19 protein-coding genes are annotated in these 19,549 nt (G+C 69.9%); 4 read left to right on the top strand and 15 right to left on the bottom strand.

Annotated features, from left to right (window positions below):
* Positions 1-585: 585 nt before the first annotated feature.
* Both ACGFJ2_RS40765 and ACGFJ2_RS40760 read right to left on the bottom strand, forming a co-directional pair.
* Entirely contained in the window at positions 586-849 is a 264-nt protein-coding gene (locus ACGFJ2_RS40765; protein WP_393477674.1) for a GntR family transcriptional regulator, read from the bottom strand.
* A gap of 508 nt (positions 850-1,357) precedes the next feature.
* Positions 1,358-1,957 (bottom strand): short chain dehydrogenase, encoded by a 600-nt coding sequence (locus ACGFJ2_RS40760; protein ID WP_393477672.1) that lies wholly within the window; start codon positions 1,955-1,957, stop codon positions 1,358-1,360.
* 132 nt (positions 1,958-2,089) lie between these two features.
* Here ACGFJ2_RS40760 and ACGFJ2_RS40755 point away from each other — a divergent pair, with 132 nt between their 5' ends.
* Positions 2,090-2,938, top strand: a complete 849-nt coding sequence (locus ACGFJ2_RS40755; RefSeq protein ID WP_393477669.1) for a helix-turn-helix transcriptional regulator — start codon at positions 2,090-2,092, stop codon at positions 2,936-2,938.
* A 14-nt stretch (positions 2,939-2,952) separates the two neighbouring features.
* On the opposite strand, the gene ACGFJ2_RS40750 is transcribed toward ACGFJ2_RS40755, so the two are convergent.
* Both ACGFJ2_RS40750 and ACGFJ2_RS40745 read right to left on the bottom strand, forming a co-directional pair.
* On the bottom strand, positions 2,953-3,954 hold the full coding sequence (locus ACGFJ2_RS40750) for a CU044_5270 family protein (RefSeq protein WP_393477667.1): 1,002 nt from the start codon (positions 3,952-3,954) through the stop codon (positions 2,953-2,955).
* Positions 3,951-4,517: an RNA polymerase sigma factor gene (locus ACGFJ2_RS40745; RefSeq protein WP_357949474.1), complete on the bottom strand. Its 567-nt coding sequence runs from the start codon at positions 4,515-4,517 to the stop codon at positions 3,951-3,953. The genes ACGFJ2_RS40750 and ACGFJ2_RS40745 overlap by 4 nt, the downstream gene beginning before the upstream one ends.
* Positions 4,518-4,647: 130 nt before the next feature.
* Between ACGFJ2_RS40745 and ACGFJ2_RS40740 the strand changes: the two genes are divergently transcribed.
* Positions 4,648-5,010, top strand: coding sequence for a helix-turn-helix domain-containing protein (locus ACGFJ2_RS40740; protein WP_357948413.1), 363 nt, complete (start codon positions 4,648-4,650; stop codon positions 5,008-5,010).
* Positions 5,011-5,014: 4 nt separating this feature from the next.
* On the opposite strand, the gene ACGFJ2_RS40735 is transcribed toward ACGFJ2_RS40740, so the two are convergent.
* From ACGFJ2_RS40735 to ACGFJ2_RS40685, 11 genes are all read right to left on the bottom strand, one after another.
* Positions 5,015-6,475, bottom strand: a complete 1,461-nt coding sequence (locus ACGFJ2_RS40735; protein WP_393477664.1) for a hypothetical protein — start codon at positions 6,473-6,475, stop codon at positions 5,015-5,017.
* Between the two features lie 19 nt (positions 6,476-6,494).
* The gene (locus ACGFJ2_RS40730; protein WP_393477662.1) at positions 6,495-7,172 is read right to left on the bottom strand and encodes a polysaccharide deacetylase family protein; all 678 of its coding nucleotides are present in this window, start codon (positions 7,170-7,172) and stop codon (positions 6,495-6,497) included.
* Positions 7,173-7,182: 10 nt separating this feature from the next.
* The gene (locus tag ACGFJ2_RS40725; protein ID WP_393477659.1) at positions 7,183-7,845 is read right to left on the bottom strand and encodes a class I SAM-dependent methyltransferase; all 663 of its coding nucleotides are present in this window, start codon (positions 7,843-7,845) and stop codon (positions 7,183-7,185) included.
* Positions 7,846-7,854: 9 nt separating this feature from the next.
* On the bottom strand, positions 7,855-8,550 hold the full coding sequence (locus tag ACGFJ2_RS40720) for a class I SAM-dependent methyltransferase (protein ID WP_393477657.1): 696 nt from the start codon (positions 8,548-8,550) through the stop codon (positions 7,855-7,857).
* Positions 8,551-8,555: 5 nt separating this feature from the next.
* Positions 8,556-9,773: a glycosyltransferase gene (locus ACGFJ2_RS40715; protein WP_393477654.1), complete on the bottom strand. Its 1,218-nt coding sequence runs from the start codon at positions 9,771-9,773 to the stop codon at positions 8,556-8,558.
* A 74-nt stretch (positions 9,774-9,847) separates the two neighbouring features.
* A complete protein-coding gene (locus ACGFJ2_RS40710) occupies positions 9,848-12,121 on the bottom strand; it encodes a hypothetical protein (RefSeq protein WP_393477652.1) in 2,274 nt (757 codons plus the stop codon).
* Between the two features lie 58 nt (positions 12,122-12,179).
* Positions 12,180-13,358, bottom strand: a complete 1,179-nt coding sequence (locus tag ACGFJ2_RS40705) for an acyl-CoA reductase (protein ID WP_393477650.1) — start codon at positions 13,356-13,358, stop codon at positions 12,180-12,182.
* A 41-nt stretch (positions 13,359-13,399) separates the two neighbouring features.
* Positions 13,400-14,431: an acyl-protein synthetase gene (locus ACGFJ2_RS40700; protein WP_358179567.1), complete on the bottom strand. Its 1,032-nt coding sequence runs from the start codon at positions 14,429-14,431 to the stop codon at positions 13,400-13,402.
* Positions 14,428-15,828 (bottom strand): AMP-binding protein, encoded by a 1,401-nt coding sequence (locus ACGFJ2_RS40695; RefSeq protein ID WP_393477647.1) that lies wholly within the window; start codon positions 15,826-15,828, stop codon positions 14,428-14,430. The genes ACGFJ2_RS40700 and ACGFJ2_RS40695 overlap by 4 nt, the downstream gene beginning before the upstream one ends.
* Positions 15,829-15,858: 30 nt before the next feature.
* Positions 15,859-16,611, bottom strand: a complete 753-nt coding sequence (locus ACGFJ2_RS40690) for an SDR family NAD(P)-dependent oxidoreductase (RefSeq protein WP_393477645.1) — start codon at positions 16,609-16,611, stop codon at positions 15,859-15,861.
* Entirely contained in the window at positions 16,592-16,837 is a 246-nt protein-coding gene (locus ACGFJ2_RS40685; RefSeq protein WP_357948443.1) for an acyl carrier protein, read from the bottom strand. Before ACGFJ2_RS40685 ends, ACGFJ2_RS40690 begins: the two co-directional genes overlap by 20 nt.
* A 221-nt stretch (positions 16,838-17,058) precedes the next feature.
* On the opposite strand from ACGFJ2_RS40685, the gene ACGFJ2_RS40680 reads away from it, so the two are divergent.
* Together ACGFJ2_RS40680 and ACGFJ2_RS40675 are read left to right on the top strand one after the other, a co-directional pair.
* Entirely contained in the window at positions 17,059-17,835 is a 777-nt protein-coding gene (locus ACGFJ2_RS40680; RefSeq protein ID WP_358179573.1) for a hypothetical protein, read from the top strand.
* Entirely contained in the window at positions 17,832-19,544 is a 1,713-nt protein-coding gene (locus ACGFJ2_RS40675) for a hypothetical protein (protein WP_393477641.1), read from the top strand. The genes ACGFJ2_RS40680 and ACGFJ2_RS40675 overlap by 4 nt, the downstream gene beginning before the upstream one ends.
* Positions 19,545-19,549: the final 5 nt, after the last annotated feature.

The raw sequence follows: 19,549 nt of genomic DNA, 5'->3' as shown, positions 1-19,549 counted from the left end.
TGGACCGGAGTGACCGCCGACCAAGCACCCTGCCCAAAGACCAAATCGAAGATCCACAAACTGCGTAACGTTGCGGTTGTTGGTTCACCCAGTGATTCCCACGGCATCTTGCAGGTGTCCAGAAGATCGCGCGACGGCAGCGGCCCCGAGGACGCGAGCCGATCGAGAATGTCCAGACGGCACGCGTCGTTGGCGCACACCCAGTCGCGACGGTGCTCCTGCCAGGGGGACAGCTCCCGTTCCCGGGTCGCTCGGCCATCCTGGCGCGGTACAGCGCGAGATCTTCGCCGGCCGGATCATCGCTCGAAGCCCGATCAGCGTCCGGTCTCAAGCGCGGTGTCCAACTCGGTCGGCGCGTACGAGGACCCGAGGCGACTCCAAGCGACGAGGTCGGAGCTCGGCGCGATTGCGGTGACGGGGCCGATTCGCAGCAGGGTCAGCTGGCGCGCCACATCAAGCAGCTCAGTCGGCCGCTAGCTGCCCAGGAACTGAACGCGTACGACAAGTGCCGATATCGGCTGGCAGAACCGCTTGGATCGTCACCGGCGACGTTCCACGCCGATGTCCGGACAGTACTCAGACGCTTCAGTGATGCAGGTCAGGGTCGGTATCGGGTCCGGTGAGCGGCTTCACGTACACGCCCATCCCGCGGACCGTTTCTACCAGGCCTTCGTCCTTGAGTACCTGTATTGCCTTGCGAAGGGTGTCGCGGGCCACGCCGAACTCGGCCTCCAGCTCCACCAAGCTTGGGATACGTCGGCCCGGCGGTATCTCCCCCGACTGAATGCGCTTTCGGACAGCTGCCGCAATCTGCCGGTACGGCGGCACCGGACCCTCTCTGTCAATCACCTCAGCACGCTATGCGACTAGCCTAAACAGGCCATAGCTACCCCAGAGGCTAGTCAGGGGTAGTACACCTGCTCTACCCTGCCACAAGAGCGCTTTGCCGCCGATGCTTGGGATCCCGAATGGTCCTCTCAGCATCCGGTCTACGAGGAGTCAGAGCACCATGACCGAGTTGCCCGACTTTCATGGCCCGCATGTTGGTCCCCGTCGAGCCGGTGCCGGACGGGTCGATTGGAGCAAACCGGTGCCGCGCTTCGATTGGGTTCGGGTGCTGCGGCACACGTGCGAGTGCAAGGCCCGCATCTACGAGCTTTGTGTCGCGGGCGGGCTCGCGTGGATACGACAGACGGACCGGCTGGAGTCTGTCCCCGTTGTCAGGGAAAGTACCCCGCGGCCTCTTGGCGAGGTCGAGAACATTTGGAAGAAGCTCCTCGCCGGTCAGGCTCGATAGCGATAGGGCTGCCCAAGCGCCGACCAACTTCGATGCCGTTCAAAGAGTCCGGTGGAGTGCTCAGGGCGCGTTCACCAAAAGGGTGCGGCCGTGGGCGGGGCCCTCCACGGCGTCCACATAGACGCGCGCAACGTCCGCCGCCGGCGCCCCAGCGGCGGGGTCCATGCCCAGAGCGAGGAGGGTTTCACATACCCAGCCGGGACTGACGGCGTTCAGGCGAACTCCTCGCGGCATCTCGATCGCGGCAGCATGTACGAACGCCTCCAAGCCCGAGTTGACCAGGTAACCGAGCGAGCTCCCCGGGACAGGCTCCACGAACCGTCCGCTGGTGAGCGTGACCGATCCGCCATCCCACACGTGAGTGAGTGCCCGCCGGACCAGGTTCACCTGCCCGACCAGCTTCCCTTCGAGCCCGTCGCCCCAGAAGTCCGCGTCCGAGCGCGTGTCCAGCGGTGACAGGCCGCCGCTCGCCGCGCAGCACGCCACCGCGTCCACCTGGCCGACCTGCGCGAAGAGGGCGTCGATCGACGCGGCGTCGGTCATGTCCACCCGTACAGGGCCTCGGCGCGACGCGCGTACCACCTCGTGGTGGCGCGCCTCCAACGCCTCGGCGACCGCACTGCCGATGGTCCCTGTCGCACCGATCACAATGATCTTCACTATTTCTCCCGTTCCGTCTGAAGCGAACCGGGAACCAGACTGCGGCCGACGGTGAGCCTCATCCAGCCCTCCGCCGGGGGTACACCTGGCAGGTGCAGGCTCCACGGCCGCTGGTCCGTGACACTGGGAGATATGGACGTACATGGTGAACTGGGCGAATTCTTGCGGTCGAGGCGGGCGCGGCTGCAGCCCGAGGACGCCGGGTTTCCCACGTTCGGGGGACGCCGCCGGGTGCCTGGCCTGCGGCGTGAGGAGCTGGCTCAACTCGCCGGGGTGAGTGCCGGCTACTACACCCGTCTCGAACAGGGCCAGAGCCCCAACGCCTCCGACGCCGTGCTCGACGCCGTCGCCCGCGTCCTGCGCCTGGACGAGGCCGAACGCGCCCACCTCTACTCACTGGCCCGGCCGAAGGCGAGGACCCGGCGCCGGGCGGTCAAGCCTGAGCGGGTACGGCCGGGCGTACAAGTCATGATCGACTCGTTCAGGGACGTACCCGCGCTGGTCATGGGGCGCTTCCTCGACGTGCTCGCGTGGAATCCGATGGCGCACGCGCTGCTGGCCGGGCACCTCGACTTCGACGCGCCGAGCCGGCCCGCCGAACGCCCCAACATCGCCCGCATGCTGTTCCTCGACCCCCACATGCGCGAGCTGTACGGCGACTGGACGCGCAAGGCGCGCTCCACCGTCGCCGACCTTCGGCTGATCGCGGGCCGCTATCCCGGTGCCCCGGGCCTGACCGGTCTCGTAGGCGAGCTGACGGTCGGGAGCCCGGAGTTCGCGAAACTGTGGGCCGCGCATTCCGTCGGCGACTGCGGCACCGACACGCGGACCTACCACCACCCCATGGTGGGCACTATGGCGCTCATGGCCGAGTTCATGGCCCTGCCGAACGACGAAGGGCAGCGTGTGGCCGTGTTCAACGCCGAACCGGGCTCGGCGTCCGAGGCCGCCCTGCGGCTGCTCCAAGCCGCGGACTGGTAAAGCTCGTCGAACGGTTACGGCTTCTGTCCGGCCCGGTCGACGACGCCCACGACGGTGCGCGTGAACGCCAGCCAGACGGTTCCCTTCTCGACGCTCCACAGCAAACGCGAGGGGACCGGAACGGACTTGCCGTCCTTGACGGTGAACACCTTCTCTCCCAGTCGCGGGTTTCGCTCCTCGTAATCCGCCACTGCGGTCTCGCGCCTGCCTCGGAAGGCGTACGTCGACGGGTCCAGCAGGACCTCGCGTTTGAGCCACTTGTCGGAGACGCGAGAGACCGACAGCGCCGGACGGCCTTCGTCATCCACCGCCGACTCGTTCACCGTCACGCCGGAGAGCTTGGCCATCGCCTTGAAGATGGCGGCCTCCTGGGCCGGCGGGGGGACGTTCTGCTCCAGGGTCACGGAGAACCGCAGGAAGATCCAGTCGTCCTGATCTCCGCCCCGCACAGCGTGTATCTTGCGGAACTTGGCCAGCAGTTTGTCGGGGTCGGTGGGCAGCGCGGCCACCATCGAGTAGGTGTTCTCCGGCGTCCGCTCTCCGGGGTTGGTGGTCATCAGCTTGCCACCCGTCATGTAACCGACCCGCTTGCCGTCGGCGCGCGTCCAGAACTCCTTGATCGTGCTAGTCAACGGCGTCCGCGGCGTGAGCCGCTTGTCCATGAGGCCCTTGCCGTGGCTCCGCACCCGCATCTCGGTGTAGATCCACTGATCGTCGCGGGGCGGCGTGAAGTCCTTCTTCTGTACCGTCGCCGCGATCCTGGTGAGCACCACCTGCGCGTTGGCGGCGGGGAGTGTCGGCTGTCCTTCTCCTCCTCCCACGGACTGGAACACGGTTGCCCCCGTCGCGATCACCACCGCCGAGGCGGCCACCGCCAGCGCCCGCATCGCCCACCCGCGCTTGGGGCGGGGCCTGGCGGCTCGCGCCAAGAGGGCGGCCCTGGCCGCTGACTGCGCGGCGGGCGAGGGGGGATTCGGGCGATCCCAGGCCTCGCGCAGCGTCTCCAAATCGTTCATGACGCGTCCTCTCCCAGTACGGCCTGGATCTTCCTGCGGGCCCTGTGCAGCCGTGAGCGCGCCGTTCCTGCTGGAATGCCGAGCGCGCTGCCCGCCTCCTCGGAGGTGAGCTCGGCCCAGGCGATCAGGAGCAGCACATCCCTGTCGCCGTCGGCGATCTCGGCCAGGGCCTGGGCGAGCCGGGATTTGCGCGCGCCCGCGTCCACCACCCCGGCTACTCGGTCGGCGTGGTCCTCCATGGGTTTTTCCGTGCCTGCTTTGGCCAGCGCCCGGTACTGGCGTACTTCGGCGCGGCGGTGCCGGGCGATGAGGTTGGAGGTTATGCCGTACAGCCAGGGCCGCGCGTCGGGACGTGCGAGGTCGTAGCCGGTGCGCTTGTCGAAGGCGATGAGAAACGTCTCCGCGGCGATGTCGTCGGCTAAGGCGCTGTCCAGCCTGCGTGCGGCGTAGTCGTGGATCTCGGGGTAATAGCGGTCGAAGATGGCGGAGAAGCGTTCGGGCTCCCCCCACGACTGTTCGATGATCACGGCGTCGCCGATCTGCGCGGGCAGCGCCCGTGACATCGCGATCACCTCTCGGTCCTTGGGTTCACACCTCTCCTTCACCGATCACGCGGGAAGTGTTCACGACTGGCGTGAAGCGGCTTTGACGAAGGGTTGTAACAGTGGGTCATGATGTGTGACCATCAGCGACATGCTTCACAAGAACACCGCTGTAACGCCGCGCGAGGTCCTCGACCGGATCGCCGGGAAGTACGCGATCCAGATCCTCGTGGCGGCGTCGGACGGGCCGGTCAGGTTCACCGACTTGGAACGACGCATCGAGGGCATCAGCCGCCGGATGCTCACCCTGACCCTGCGCGCTCTCGAACGTGACGGCCTGCTCGAACGTACGGTCTACGCCACCGTCCCGCCCATGGTCGAGTACGCGGCCACGCCCATGGCGTTGGAGCTCCACGAGGCGATGCTGACGTTCACCGACTGGTCGATCAGGCACAGCGCGAGCGTGGCGGAGTCCCGCGAGCGCTACGACGCCCGTCACGCGGCCGCCGGCTGACGAGCTAAGCCGGCGTGTCAACATGCTCGGCCGAGGGCGAGGCCGATGCCGGTTCCCGAGGGGGCAGGCGCCGGACGAGCCGGCCGATGGAGGCGATGAGCAGCGGGACCAGCAGGACGCCGATGAGGATCGGTGAGGCCATGTACCGGAAGTCCTGGGCGGAGATGTTGGCCAGGATGGCGAGCTGCTGCCCAATCACCGGCGCCGCCACGGCGATCACGTAGCGGTTGCGTTGTGCCAGCGCGCCCAGGGCCACAGCCAGATAGGACAGGTAGCACCAGAACGCGCCCCGCCACAGCAGCCAGTCATACTGCGGCTGCTCGGCGGTGGCCAGCCACGAGCTCGCCCGCTGGTAAAGCTCCTGCGACATCGGCCTGAGCGAGTAGACCCAGCGGCCCTGGAAGTCGGGCACCTTGTTGGGTCCCACGTAGGTGTCGGCGTTGGGGCGGAGCGAGAACCGGTAGGTCTGCCCGCCTTGGACCGTGTCGTCCCCGAACAGCTTCCAGGCGATCGCGCCCCGGCACAGCCTGGCGTCGACCACCATCGCGGGCTGAGCGAGGAGCAGGCGTTTCCAGAGGTCCAGCAGCTCACCGGCGTGCGCGTCGGCCTGCGGCCAGCTGAAGTCGCGCCGCCAGATCAGCGGGTTGATCGTGTAGCAATTGCCGCCCTCGGTCCACCTGGTCAGGGGCGCGACGGCCGTCATGAGGGTCTTGTCCTGCTCGGTGAACAGCTCCGGATGGTCCCGGTACGCGACGGCGATGTCGCCGAAGGCCGTGTGGTAGACGTACGTCTTCGACGGGGCAGCGATGCCGAGCTGGGGGAAGAGCAGGTTGTTGAGCAGCAGCGGGATGGCCGCCGCCACCGTGCCGACCAGGGCCAGCCGTACGCGCATGGCCGAGACGACCACCAGCAGCACGACGATGGCGACGCCCACGATGAGGAAGCCGTTCGCCCGGAACAGCCCCAGGGCGGTCATCAGCAGGCCCAGCCCGAGCAGCCTGCGGTAGGTGACGGTACGGTCGGCGGCCATCGCGGCGCAGGCGGCCGTGATCGCGACCGCGCAGATCGTGAACGGCACGTCCTTCCAGAGCGTGACCGTGAACGCGCCGGCCGTGGGCACCAGCGGCAGGAGCACCGCCACCACCGTCGTCGACCTGCGCGGCGCGCCGAGGTTCTTGAGCGCTTCCGTCAGGTAGGTGAGCGCCGCCGCCATGGCCGTGGTCTGCAGGAACGTGACCGCGCCAAGGTCACCGGTGGTCCTGAAGCTGAGCCACAGCAGCGAGTCGTAGAGGACCGAGTGGTCGCTCACCCAGGGACCGACGAGGGTATGGCTTAGGTAGAGGACCGAATCGCGGCTGAACAGCCCGGGATAGAACGCCGCCCACCAGCAGGCGAGAACGGCCTGAATAGCGACGAACGTTCCGAGTGGCACCCATCGCCGGCGCTTGGCGATTTCGATCTGCATGACTCCCGATCCAGGCGGTTCAGGGGTAACTCACCCCGGCTTCCATCCCCTTGCCGCGCTCCAGCGTCGGCACGGTGACGAGGTGGTAGCCGCGCTTCTTGAGCTCCTTGATGATCGCCGGCATGGCTTGTGCGGTCTGCGGCACCACGTCATGCATGAGTATCACGCCGTCGCGCTTGGCCAACCTGAACACGGCCGCCTTGATTTTCGCCACGTTACGCAGCTTCCAGTCGAGCGTCGTGCCGGTCCACAGCACCTGCGAGAGGTTCTGCGACCCCGCCAGGCCCAGCACCCGGTCGTCGGTGGCCCCGTACGGCGGGCGGAACATCTTCGGCAGCGTCCCCGTCTGCTCCTTGATGAGTTCCTGGGTGTTCTGGATCTCGGCCAGGATCTCGTTGTCGAGCAGCGTGGGCAGCGACGGATGCGAATAGGTGTGGTTGCCGATGGCGTGGCCTTCGGCGGCTTCCCGTCTGACGATGCTCGGATATTTCTCCACCTGCGCGCCGACCAGGAAGAAGGTGGCTTTGACACGTTCCTTTTTGAGCAGGTCGAGCAGCTTCGGCGTATGGACGCTCGGGCCGTCGTCGAAGGTCAGGGCCAGACATTTGACCCGGCTGCAATCGATCTCCGCGTGAGCGCTCGTCGCGGGGAGTGACGTCAGTGCTAATGACGCCGCAAGTATGCCGTGAATCACCACATGCGCTAGCTTATGGCCAAAGTCGGCGCCGGAAGACTCTTAGATCGTTCCCATATATGACGCGGTGCGCGGTGCGGGACACCTCCAGAGCGAGCCGGTTCTCCGCCGCCCAGTCCTCGATCGTGCTGATCGGCACCGGGTGGATCCACTCGCGGACGACGATCAGATCGTGGATCCGGCAGGCGGCGTTGCGCCACAAGGGCCGCGCGCTCATGTCCGTGTAGACGAGCAGGCCACCGGGCCGTACCGCGGCGCAGGCCCGGTCGAACACCGCCCGCTGCGCCGGAATCGGCACATGGTGGATGACGTCCTGCATGTGGACCACGTCATAGGAGCGGGCCGGCCACGGCGAGCGGGCGTCGCGGTGCTCGAAGCGCAGTGTCGAGCCGCTGTCGCGCAGGCGGACGGCCATCCGCCCGGCCAGCCCGATCGCGACCGGGCACGGGTCGAAGCCGTGCCCCTGGACGCGTTTCCCGCGCGCCGCCATGAGGCCGAGCATCAGCCCGGAGCCGCACCCGATGTCGAGCACGCTCGCGCCGTCCGGCACGTACCCGATCGTCTCCTCGAACGGGCAGACCAGCACCCGCAGCCGCTGCTTGAGCCGCAGGGCCCGGGGCGCGTCCGCGTACAGCCGCCCCGCGTCCTCGAGCAGCAGGCTCCGATCGAGCGACACGCCGGTCTCCTAACTCTCGAGGCGGGCACGCAGGAACAGCGTCACGCCCCTGAGCGAACCGACCGGCAGGCACCTCTCCAGCCTGACGACCGCGGACAGGCCGGCGTTGACCAGCGGGGGCACCGGCCGCAGGGCGCTGCCTGTGGACGAGTGCCGATGCCGGGCGATCAGCGGGCGCAGGAGTACGTTCCAGCTCCACAGCCGCTCGACGCGCAGGCCCGCCTTCTCGACCACGCCGGTCAGCGAATCGCGGCAGTAGCGGCGTACATGGCCGACGGCATAGTCGTGGGCCGACCACAGCGACATGTCGCAGGGGACCGCGATCAGCGCCCGCCCGCCCGGCCGCAGCACCCTGGCGATCTGCTCGGTGGCCAGGTAGTCCTCCTCGATGTGCTCCAGCACGTCCAAGGCGGTCACGAGGTCCACGCTCCCGGACTCGACCGGCAGGTCACGCGCGTCCGCCTGTACGGCCCGCAGCCCGCGACCCCTGGCCACCTCCACCGCGAGTTCGGAGCAGTCGGTGGCGGTCGCTTCCCAGCCCTCCTCGACGAGGACCAGGGTGTTGCCGCCACCGGCCGCGCCGACGTCGAGCGCCCGGCCCGGTCGCAGGCGGCGTACCTCGGCACGGAGGATGGCCCGGCGCTCCCGGTACCACCAGTGGTTGTCTTCGAGCGCGGTCATGCGGCGGATCTCTTCTGCTCGCATCTCGTTCATCTCTTCGGGAGGACCCACCGGTCGAGTGCGGCGAAGCGCAGCAGGGTGAGCAGGCAGTACGTGCCGACGGCGGTGGTCGCCTCGAACACGCGGCCGCCCGGTGGCGGCAGGCCGAGCACCGCCATGGTGGTGATGGCGTAGTCGGCCAGGAAGGCCGGCACGGTCCGGACGCGTGGCGCCGTACGGTGACCGCCGAGCACGTTGACCGTCCAGCGGCGGGCCTCGGCGCCGGCGAAGCCGGTGAGCAGCAGCGCGGCGAGGTTGGCCGCCGCGGCGGGCCAATGCTCACGCAACGGGAGATAGAGCAGCGCGTAGAGGACTGTCGAGAACCCGCCGATCAGGGCGAACGACCCCAACCTGGCCAGCGTCACCGCGCGCGGCCGGGCGACGACCGCGTCCGGGTGCGTGGGCGTGGGCTCCGTCTCGTTCGTCAACTTCAGCGCCGCCTTGCCGGTGGACATCGACCGCGCAACCCTGGCCAGCCCTCTGAGGTCCTCGACCGCCGTCCTGATGATGCGGACGCGCGAGTCCAGGTCCTCGACCCAGTCCACCGGCACCTCGTGGACGCGCAGGCCGTTGTGCTCGGCCAGCAGGAGCAACTCGGTGTCGAAGAACCAGCCGTCGTCCTCGACGCGGTCCAGGAGCGGCCTGATCACGTCCGTTCTGGCGGCCTTGAAGCCGCACTGGGCGTCGCTGAAGCCGACGCCGAAACCGTACCGGAGCAGGGCGTTGTACCCGCGCGAGACCAGCTCTCGCCGCAGCGACCTGCGGGTACGGGCGCCGCGCGCGAGCCGGGTGCCGATCGCGACCTCGGAATGGCCGCTGGCGAGCGCGGCCACCATCGGGAACAGCGCGCCGAGCCCGGTCGACAGGTCGACGTCCATGTACGCGACGATGTCGGCCGGGCTGTCGCGCCAGGCGGCCTTCAACGCCGCACCACGGCCCCTGGTCTCCAGCCTGCGGGCATGCACCTGCGGGAACTCGCGCGTCAACCCCTGGGCAACCCGCCAGGTGCCGTCGATGCTCCCGTTGTCGACGATCGTGATGCGCCACGGCAGCGGGAAGGAATCGCCGAGGAACGCGTTGAGCGTCCTGATGCAACCGGGCAGTGCCTTTTGCTCGTTGAGCACCGGAATGACGATGTCCACGGTCGCCAAGGTGACCGGTTCGCCGAGAACGGCCGGGCTCCTGTCCATGGCGGAACGCGTGTTCATAGGGGAATGCTGCTGCTGCCGTCCATTGATGCGCGGGCTGTTTCTCCGCACCATTCTTGGAGCTGGACAGACTTTTACCCGGCGCGGAGTTCGTAGACCGAGCACTGGCCGCTGCGGAAACGCAGCGTCGCGAAGCCGTCAAGGGCCGTGTCATTCTCCGTGAACGCCCATTTGACGCCATATTCGCGTACGAGCCGCGCGACATTCTCCGCCGACGGCTGCCGGAACATCGCGTCGTTCGCCGCCAGCCGCGCCTGGTCCGCGAACGGCAGGGCCAGGTAGGAGATGCCGAACGGCTCACTCCGCGACATCGTGCTCTGAGCGTACGCCCACCCCTCCACCAGCACCCGGCGCTCGCTGTAAGCGGACACCCAGAAATGGCGGCTGTCGCACACCTTCCAGCCCACGGGCCGGCAGTGCGCGTTGGTCGCCACCACATCGTCGGGCGAGGAGTGGTCCCGCAGCCACCGCCCGGCCTCCAGTGCACCCTGCGGCACCATACGCACAGGCGGCGGCGCCTCGTGGTGGCTCGACGGCCCGACCCCTTGGGTCAAGGTGGCCGGCACCGCGTAGCCGGTGAGCACCGCGACCACCGCCAGCACTACGGGCCCGCGCCGCAGCGCGACGGCCGCGACAACCCCCACGAGCACGAGGTACGGCAGCGCGAGGGGGAACAGTCCGTGGACCGGCACGTCCGGTCCGAGCAGCACCCGGACCCCCACGGCCAGCCCGGCCCCCAGCGCCGCCCACCACTTGGCGGCGGCGAATCCGCGCTCCCGGCCGCACGCAGCCATCCCGGCCACGGACGCGATCGAGAGGTAGGGCCGAGCGCCCTCCAGGAAGTAGTACTGGCTGGCCGACGGATGCCCCAGCAGCACGACGGCGCCGATGCCCCCCGCCCCGATCCCGAGCAACAGCAGCATGCCCGGATCCCGCAGGACCGCCCGCCTGGCCAGCACGCCCAGCACTCCCGCCCACACGCACGCCAGGCAGATCAGATGAATCCCCATCAGCCCGGCGATCGGCCATACGGAGGCCCTGGCGACCTGCTTGGGTCCGAGGTCCATCACCAGTCCCCAGACCGGCCGCATGCTCGCGAACGGCGCGAGTACCAGCCCCTGCCGCTGACCCCCGAAGACCACGAACTGCGCGAACGCCAGACCGGCCAGCATGATCCCGATGCCCACAAGCGCGGGCCGCGACCACCGCTCGGTTGGTGTGTTTTTGACGTCCACGGGTGCGGGTCGTGACCACGGCTCGGTCGGGGTGTTCTCGACACCTACGAGTGCGGGCCGTGTCCACCGCCTGACGACCAGGACGAGCACCAGCCCACCCAGCAACAGCGGGAGGAATGTCGCCTTCGCCCCGGTCAGCGCCGCCGACAGCACCCCGACCAGCACCCACCCGCCCCACCCGGTCCGCTCCCGGCGCAGGTACCCGACGAGCACCAGCACCACAGGGACGCAGAGCAACGCCCCGAACGTCTGCGTCGGACTCGTCCACACCGTGAACATCGACCGCGACGTGAACAGATTGCTCGCTCCCCGGTACAGCTCCGGGCTGAAGGCGAAGTACGTCACGAAGACCGCCGCCACGCCCGCCCACCACCGCCCGGTCAGCCGCCTGGCGAGCACCGCCACCAGCACCACCATGGCCACCATCATCGGCAGCATCGACAGCCGGTAGAGGAGGGTCTGTGGTTCGATCCCGGTGACCCAGCTGGTGGCGGCCATCTCGACATAGACGTACCAGTGGTAGGACAGCGGCTCACCCAGGACCGTCGGGACCGTTGGGGGCATGTGGTGTTTGAGCTCGCCGAGCAGGGCGAGGTGGTAGGGCATGTCGACGTAGGGAGTCGAGTTGCCAGGCCAGGTCAGGCCATGGCCCCCGTAGAACGACAGGGTGCTCCAGACAACGAGATAGCAGACGACCCCCGCCAGGGCCCACGCGCACCACAGGGGCATCCACTCGCGACCCGCCGTCCCCGATCGCCAGTGCCGTCGTAGCCGGGGTACGGCGACGAAGGCGGCGATCACCGTAACGGGCCAGACGAGCACCAGCAGCGGTAGCCCGACCGCGCGCGCCGGGATGTAGGCCAGCACCTCGACCGCGTACCCCAGCGCCAGCCCCGCGGCCAGCTCCTCGGCGAGCGACCCGCGCCCCCGTGCCAGCGCCCGCCACAGCAGCGTCCCGGGAGCCAGCACGCCGATACCGATATAGCCACCGAAAGCCGCAATGTCCCGGACGGAAACCCCGCGCCAGACGAGCGCCGCCACGGCCACCAGGCCGACCAGCCCCACCGGAACCCAGCCGGACCACCCCCGCCGCCCGACCACCGGCGAGGTCACTACCCTCTTTGCCGCTGTGATCGTCATGCGATCGCCACGCTCTGCTCTGCCCCGATCGTCATGTGATGACAGTCACCAGACGGGTGAACTCGGCGGTCAGGTCCACTCCATCCCAAACCCGGTGAAAGCTCAGCGCGCTCCCGACCGGCACCATCCGATCGACCCCCCGCCCGCCCAGCGCCCCCGCCAGCAACTCCAGCTCGGCCGGGACGAACCCGAAGTGCGTCATGGTCTGATCCCGGCGCTCCACCAGCCGAGCCAGCTCGCCAAGCCCATCGAGCCGGGCGTGCGCGAACGTCCCGGCGCCCAGCCACCGTCGTGGCGCCGCCTCGGGAGCGGCCAGGGTGACGCTGGCCAGCGCGTTGCCGTGGAAGTCGATGGCATGGGCGTCGCCGTCGGCGGCCAGCCCGTACGTGGCGACCCGCTTCTCGACCGCCATCGCGGCGTCCACGGACCACCCCCGCTTGGCCACGGCCCGCGCGAGCCAGGCGGTGAACTCCTCGCGCGCCGCGTCGCAGTCGGCGGCCGAGCCGACCCAGTAGACGGTGCGCGGGGACGAGCAGGCCGCCTGGTCGAACCAGTAGGCGTCGTTGGCGAACCCCTCGGCGACCGCCCCCCGCGTGGCGGCCGACGCCGTCAGCCAGGCCGCCGCCCGGAGCACCGCGAACGACGTCCGATCGGGAAAGGTCAGGTCACGCGCGTGCGGGGCGAGTGGATGGCGGCGGATCTCGCCGACCGCGGCGTCGCCGCCCCAGATGACCCGCAGGTCGCACGCCGCTGACAGGGCCGCGGTGATGGCGTCGGATCGGTCGTACGTGACGATGCGCTGCGTGGCGGCCACCACCGGATCGGCGTCGGCCAGCGACTCTCGCAGCGTCCGTGTGATCGTCTCGGCCACGGCGCCCGCGCGCGGCGACAGGCGTACCACGTTGCGGTTGCCCATCAGCGCCGACAGCGCCCAGGAGTAGACGAAGACGGTGTCGACGTTCGCGGGTGGGACGTGGAACACCAGGCCGCGCGGCGCCCGCAGGTGATCGCCCCGGGGCCCGTCGAGAATCCGCGTCAGCTCGCTGGGCCGCAGGAAGAAGCCCAGTGAGGCCAACTCCGGATGACGTCGCGCCAGCTCCGGGCTCAGCAGGCGCCTGCCGAACGCGGTGAGGAACCCACGAATCCGCTCATCAGCCACCGCGAGCGGCTCACCCCCGGACACCTGCTCGATCAGCGTTTCGACCGACATATCCCGGCAATCCGGGAACCTGACCCCGACCCCCGGTCTCATCACGCCGCCGACCGCGCCGAAGTGTCGCTGCAGCCGCGCGCCTCCGCCCTGGGCAGCCGCCCGAGCACCGAGAACCGCTTGCCCGGCCACACCCCGTCGTCCACCCCGTGCACCACGCCGAGGTCCTCCGTCAGCAGCACATGCCCCGGATAGGACGTGGGCAGTGTGCTGACCACTTCGATCAGCCCCGGCACGCCGGGCGGCGCCTCCTGCCACGTCTCCGGATCGCGGATCACGACATCGGCGAAATCGGGGCAGTAGAGCCCGTCTCCGTCTGTCCCCTCCAGGAACACGGTGCCGATCTGCTCGACCATCCCGTAGAAGTCGTGGATGCGCCGCAGCCCGCACTCCTCGCCCAGTCGCCGGCGGAACGTGGCATTGTCGACGGCCTGCTCCGCCAGCCGTTTCCAGCCCCCGGAGTGGATCAGTACGCCTTGCGAGAGGTCGAGCCCCAGCTCACGCAGGTGCGACCACGCCATGAACGTGAACCCGAAGATCAGGTAGGGCGCACCACCGTGCCGCGCGAGAAAGCCCTTGACCGCTTCGGCATCCAGCTCGCCACCCTCGTCGAGCACGAAGGTGTGGTCCCTGCCGAAGTGCATCATGCCGAGCACGCCCGCCCCGCGAGCGCTCAGCGTCGCAGGGCCTATCGCCGAGCGGCTGTCGACGATCAGCATCGGCAGCCGCCGCTCACCCAGCACCGCCCGGAGTGTCGCCGCCAGCATGCGCGGCTGCGCGGCCGCCGCCTCGCGGTCGAGGTAGACGCGGCTGGGCCGCTGCCCGGTCGTACCGCTGGAGGTGAGCACCCTGAACACCGCGCTCTCCGGCACACTGCGCAACTCGTGCGTCTTGAACAGCCGCACCGGCAGCCACGGCAGATCCGCCACCCGCTCGTAGGGCCCCACCGCCCCGATCGCGTCGAGAATCCGGCGGTACGGCAGGCACGCCCGCCGATGCCGCTCGGTCAGCGCGACCAGCTCGGGCAGCAGCGCGGCCTCCTTCGCGTCCTGGGACAAGGTGAAGACGCTCATGTGCGGGCCTCCAGAGCGGGATAGTCGATCTTCCCGGTGCCGAGCAGCGGCAGCCGGTCCACGCCGCGTACGTCGAACCCGCTCCAGTGGAGCCGCAGCTCGGACCCCAGCCGCCGGGCGAGCGTGGTGCATCCGTCGGCGTCGAGGCCCTCGGCCCAGACCGTGACGCGGTCGTCGCCGCTCGTGGCCGCGACAGGGCCTCGGTCGCGGAGCAGGCGTTCGATGTCGTCGAGATTGACGCGTACGCCGAAGACCTTGGCGATGCGCTTCATCCGGCCGGTGATGTAGAGGAAGCCCTCGTCGTCGAGGTGGCCGAGGTCGCCGGTGCGCAGCACACCGCCCAGGTCGTCGCCCCTGGCCAGGTCGTCGGCCGTGTCGGCGTAGCCCATCATCACGTTGGGGCCTTGGTAGACGACCTGGCCGTCGTCGATGGTCAGGCGACCGCCGGGGACGGCCGGGCCCACGGAGCCCGGCTTGGCGGCCAGGCGGTCGTGGGGGAGTACGGAGATGCGGGCGGTCGCCTCCGTCTGGCCGTACATGACGAGGAAGCGCTGGGCCTTGGCGGCGAACTCGGTGACCAGGTCGGGCCGCAGCCGCCCGCCCGCCTGGGTCATGGTGGTGAGAGCGGGGTGCTCGACCGGGTCGAAGCGGAGCTTGCGCAGCATCTCGTACTGGTAGGGAACCGCGGCCAGTGAGGTGCAGCGGTGTTCGTCGAGCATGGTCCAGAAGGACCGTTCGAGCAGGCCCGCGTCGGTCAGCACCACGGTGGCGCCCGCGGCGAGATGGCTGTTGAGCACCGACAGGCCGTAGCTGTAGTAGAGCGGGAGACTGGTCGGCGCGATCTCGCCGGGCCCGATGGCCAGGGCCCTGGCGATGGCGTGGGCGTTGGCCGACACGGCCGACCGCGACAGCCGCACGAGCTTGGGGTTGCCGGTCGAACCCGAGGTGGCGAGCAGGACGGCCAGGTCCGGATGGGGCTCGGGGGTGCCGCCCCGGGCACGCCGCAGGCCGTCGGCGGCCCGCGTGAAGCCGAGCAGGGCGGCGGGCTTGAACCTGGCGGCCAGCTCGGCCAGCGCGCCCGGCGGCAGGTCGGGGTCCAGCAGCGCGATGGGCCTTCCCGCCTGGAACGCCGCGAGGTAGCGCAGCACGGACGGCAGGTCGTTACGCATGCCGCAGAACACCGGGCCGGGTGGCAGCGCGGCCAGCGCCTGCGTGGTGCTCGCGATCCGAGCCGCCAGGTCGTCACCGGTGAGCACCCCCGGCTCTCCCGCGACGACTATCCGTGCGTCCGGGTGCGGAAGGCCCTCCCGAGGAGTCAGCTCCTCGCCGTTGTGCGGTGAGGGACCGTCGGCGGGTTGGGGTGCGCCGGAGTGTCCGGAGTGTAGAGAAGCGTTCATGGCAGACCGCCCGTCCATCGTGTCGGAGACTTACAGCACCAGCCCGCCGTCCACCCCGATGACCTGGCCGGTGATGAAGCAGGCGTCGGCGGAGAGCAGGAAGGCGGCCGCGGCGGCCACGTCGCCGGCGGTGCCCAGGCGGCCGAGCGGGGTCGCGGCGACGGTGTCGGCGCGGGCCCGATCGTCGAGCGTGGAGAGCATGTCGGTCTGGATGTAGCCGGGTGCCACCGCGTTGACCCGGATGCCCTGGGGCCCGAGCTCCTTGGCGGCGGCCAGGGTGAGGCCGAGCATGGCGGCCTTGGTGGCGGAGTAGACGGCCTGGCCCGGCGCCCCCTTGCGGCCCATGACCGAGGAGACCAGGACCACGGCCGGGTCGGTGCCCCTGCGCAGCAGCTTGACCCCGGCCTGCAGGGTGTGGGTGGCGCCCAGCGCGTTGACGTGGAAGAGCCGGCTCACCACGTCGCTGTGCATCATGCCGAGCAGGCTCGCCGCGTGCCCGCCCGCGTTGATCACCAGGGCGTCGAGTCGCCCGTGCCGCCGGTGGATCTCCCGCATCATGGCGGACACCGCGGCGGGGTCGGCCACGTCGCCGTGGACCGTGTCGGTGCGGCCCCCGGTCTCGGCGGCCACCTCGGCCGCCGCCTTGGCGGAGCGCTCCCGGTCGCGCCCGTGAAGGACGACCTCGTGACCGGTCCGGGCCAGCCGCGCGGCGACGGCCCGGCCGATGCCCAGCGTGGAGCCGGTGACGAGCGCGACCCGGAGGTCAGGTGACGGCGTCGGCACCGTGCTTCTCCAGCAGCTCGGCGGCCTTGGCGAACGAGCTCATGTCGATCATCTCGTCCGTGTCGATCATGATGCCGAACTCGTCCTCCATCGCGGCGACGAGGGCCATGTGGGCCAGTGAGTCCCACTGCGGGATCGCCCGGTATTCGAGCCCGTCGACGTCCCGGTCGGCCGGCAGGCTCAGCGAGGCGCGGAAGACGCCGCGCAGGCGGTCGAGCTGGCTCATCTCTGCTCACTTTCTGTCTTCGGACAACCACGTAGTGTAGCCGTGATCGTCCGTCAACAGAAACCAAGCACCCGTCGTGAGTAATAGAACCGTATAACGGCGAGTGCCCGCTGTGCCGGGCTGAGAATGTCGCATGGGGCGCGTCAACCGCTACAGGGGGAATGATGGACGAATCCAATCACTGGTACGGGCACTCCCGCATACTCGGCCGATACTGTGAAATGGCGGAAGACACTCCCCGGCGAATACAGGGTTTCCTGCAGCACGGCTGGAACTATCTCCACGGATTCCCGCCCAACGACCACTGGTGCAGCCCCGGCTACCCCCGTTTCGTCTGGTCCGACGTGCTCAGGCGGCGTGGCTGGTCGATGGGCCGCCGTGGTCACTATGTCATCGGCGCGCCGTGGATCTACCTTCTAGATATGGAGCCGGGAAAGGCCGCGGTCCCCGAAAGGAAGGGTACGATCTGGTATCCCTTCCACGGCTGGGAAAAGCATTCGGTCAGCGGTGACCATGCCCGGCTGGCCGCCGAAATCGCCGAGGTGGAGACGGAGCCGGTGACAATCTGTCTTTACTGGTTGGAATTCGCCAATCCGGACATTCGGCGGGCTTATCGGTCGGCGGGTTTCCGCGTCATCTGCCATGGTGAGCGCGGTTCGCGGTGGGACGGCAGAGGACGCGACTTCCTGTCCGGCCAGCTGGCCGAGCTGCGGCGGCATCGCCGGGTGGCGTCCAACCGGCTCGGTAGCGCGCTGTTCTATGGCGCCTCCGTGGGCTGCGACGTCGCCGTCTACGGAGACCCGATGCAGCTGGAGGACGAGCGGCCCGAGTACGGCGGCACCGCCCGCCGCATGCGGCTCTGGCCCGAGCTGCACGGCGTGCGCGTCGACCCAGAGGCGGCCAGGGAGGCGGCCCGGCAGGAGCTGGGATTCGAGTATCAGGCGACACCGGAGGAGCTACGGCGAATGTTCGGCTGGAAGCGGGCGCGATGCGCATGAACGAGGCACCCGAGAACGTCCGGCTGATCGGCGGCGAGATGCTGCTGTGGTCGGACTCATCCCATACGTCCGGCGTCACGGACTGGCGGGGCGTGGCCCTGGAACTGGTCAGACGCCTGCTCCCCATCGAGACCGGCGAGGGCCGCCAGGACAGCGAGGGCGGCCAGGGCCGGGAGGGCCGCGAGGCCAAAGAAGCCGCCGAGGGCGCGAGGGCCAGAGTGCTGCTGGTCGGGCCGCATCCACGCGGCTTGGTGGACGAGGTGGTGGCGCGGGCCGCGTCGGTGGCCGTGCTGCTGCGCTCCTACCCCGACGCCTGTGCCCTCGCCGAGCGCCACCCCGATCTGGCCGTGCACTGCGGCCGTCTGTCGGCGCTGCCCGAGACCGAGCCGTACGACCTGGTCCTGGCGCTCGACGGGCTGCGGCGTACGCACTCGGCCGAGGAGGTCGCGCCGCCCTGGCGCGAGTCGGTGGGCGCGCTCGCCGCCCTCGTCGCGCCGGGCGGGCGGTTCGTCCTGAGCGTGAGCAACGACCTGGGTATCGACCGGTTCGTCGAGGCCAGGCCAGCCGACCGGGACGGCGGCGACGAGCACTGGGAGCCGCACGGGTTCGACCAGGGCTACCCCGACGGGCCCGGCGCCCTCGACGAGGCGTTGGTGGCGGCCGGACTGACCCCCGAGAGGTGTTACGCCGCCTATCCGGGCCGCGCGGCGCCCCGCGCGCTGCTCGCCCGCGAACTGCTCGGCTGCGATCTGCCCGACGCGCTCACGGTGCCGTTGAGCGCCCGTGGCGGCGACAGGATGCTGGTGGCCGACCCGCTGCGGCTGACCCGGCTGGTGTTCAGCCACGGTCTCGGCGAGCAGCTCGCCCCGGTATGGGTGGCCATGGCGACCAAACCCTCGGACGCGCCCAACCCGCCAATCGGCCAGTTCGAGGGCCCGCCCACAGCGCACGCGGACCTGCCGCTCGGCCTGTTCGAGGAGGGTCACGCCGTACACGAGGTCATCTGGGGCGCCACCCGCCGGCTGCCCGACGGCGTGGAGCGGGCCATCCCGGCGGGCCGCGTCGTGGAGGAGGTCCTGATCGAGGCGTGCGCCCGCGAGGACGTACGGGCCGTCCGCGACCTGCTCACCGTGCTGGGCGACTGGGTCGAGATGGGCGGCGACGCCGCGGCCGACAACCTGGTCTGGGACGGCGATCGGTTCGCCGCCATCCATGCCCTGCCCGCGCCGCCTGACCGGCCCGCCGACCGCGTGGTGTTGTGCCGCGTGTTGTGGCGGTTCGCGGTACGCCTGCTGGCCGCCGGTCACCACCACCCGTGGCCGTGGCCGCGGCAGGCCGAGCAGCTGACGCTGACGCTCTGCGGCATGGCGAACCGGCCGTGCGACCAGGCGGATCTCGACCTGGCCCGCAAGCTCGACGCCGAGCTTGGGCAGCCGGCCGAGCTGAGCGACGCCGCTCCGACGTACCGGGACCTGCTCGGCGCGCGGGACCGGCTGGCGGACCAGCTGACCGCCGCGCTGGCCAGGGTGTCCCGCCTGGAGACCAAGCTCACCTACCGCGAGCGCGAGCTGCTGCGGGCCAGGGGCCGGCTGAGAAAGAGCCAGCGGAAGTCGGCCGCCTACCGCAGGACGCTCGGCTACCGGCTCTCGCGCCGCCTGGCCCGCCCGCGCAGGGTCGCCCGCCGGGTCCTGCGCCTGCTGTCCGGCTGACGAAG

Source organism: Nonomuraea sp. NPDC049028, from assembly GCF_043197735.1.
Lineage (GTDB): Bacteria > Actinomycetota > Actinomycetes > Streptosporangiales > Streptosporangiaceae > Nonomuraea.
The sequence above is the reverse complement of the archived record's forward strand: the minus strand, read 5'-3'. Positions and strand labels throughout refer to the sequence as shown.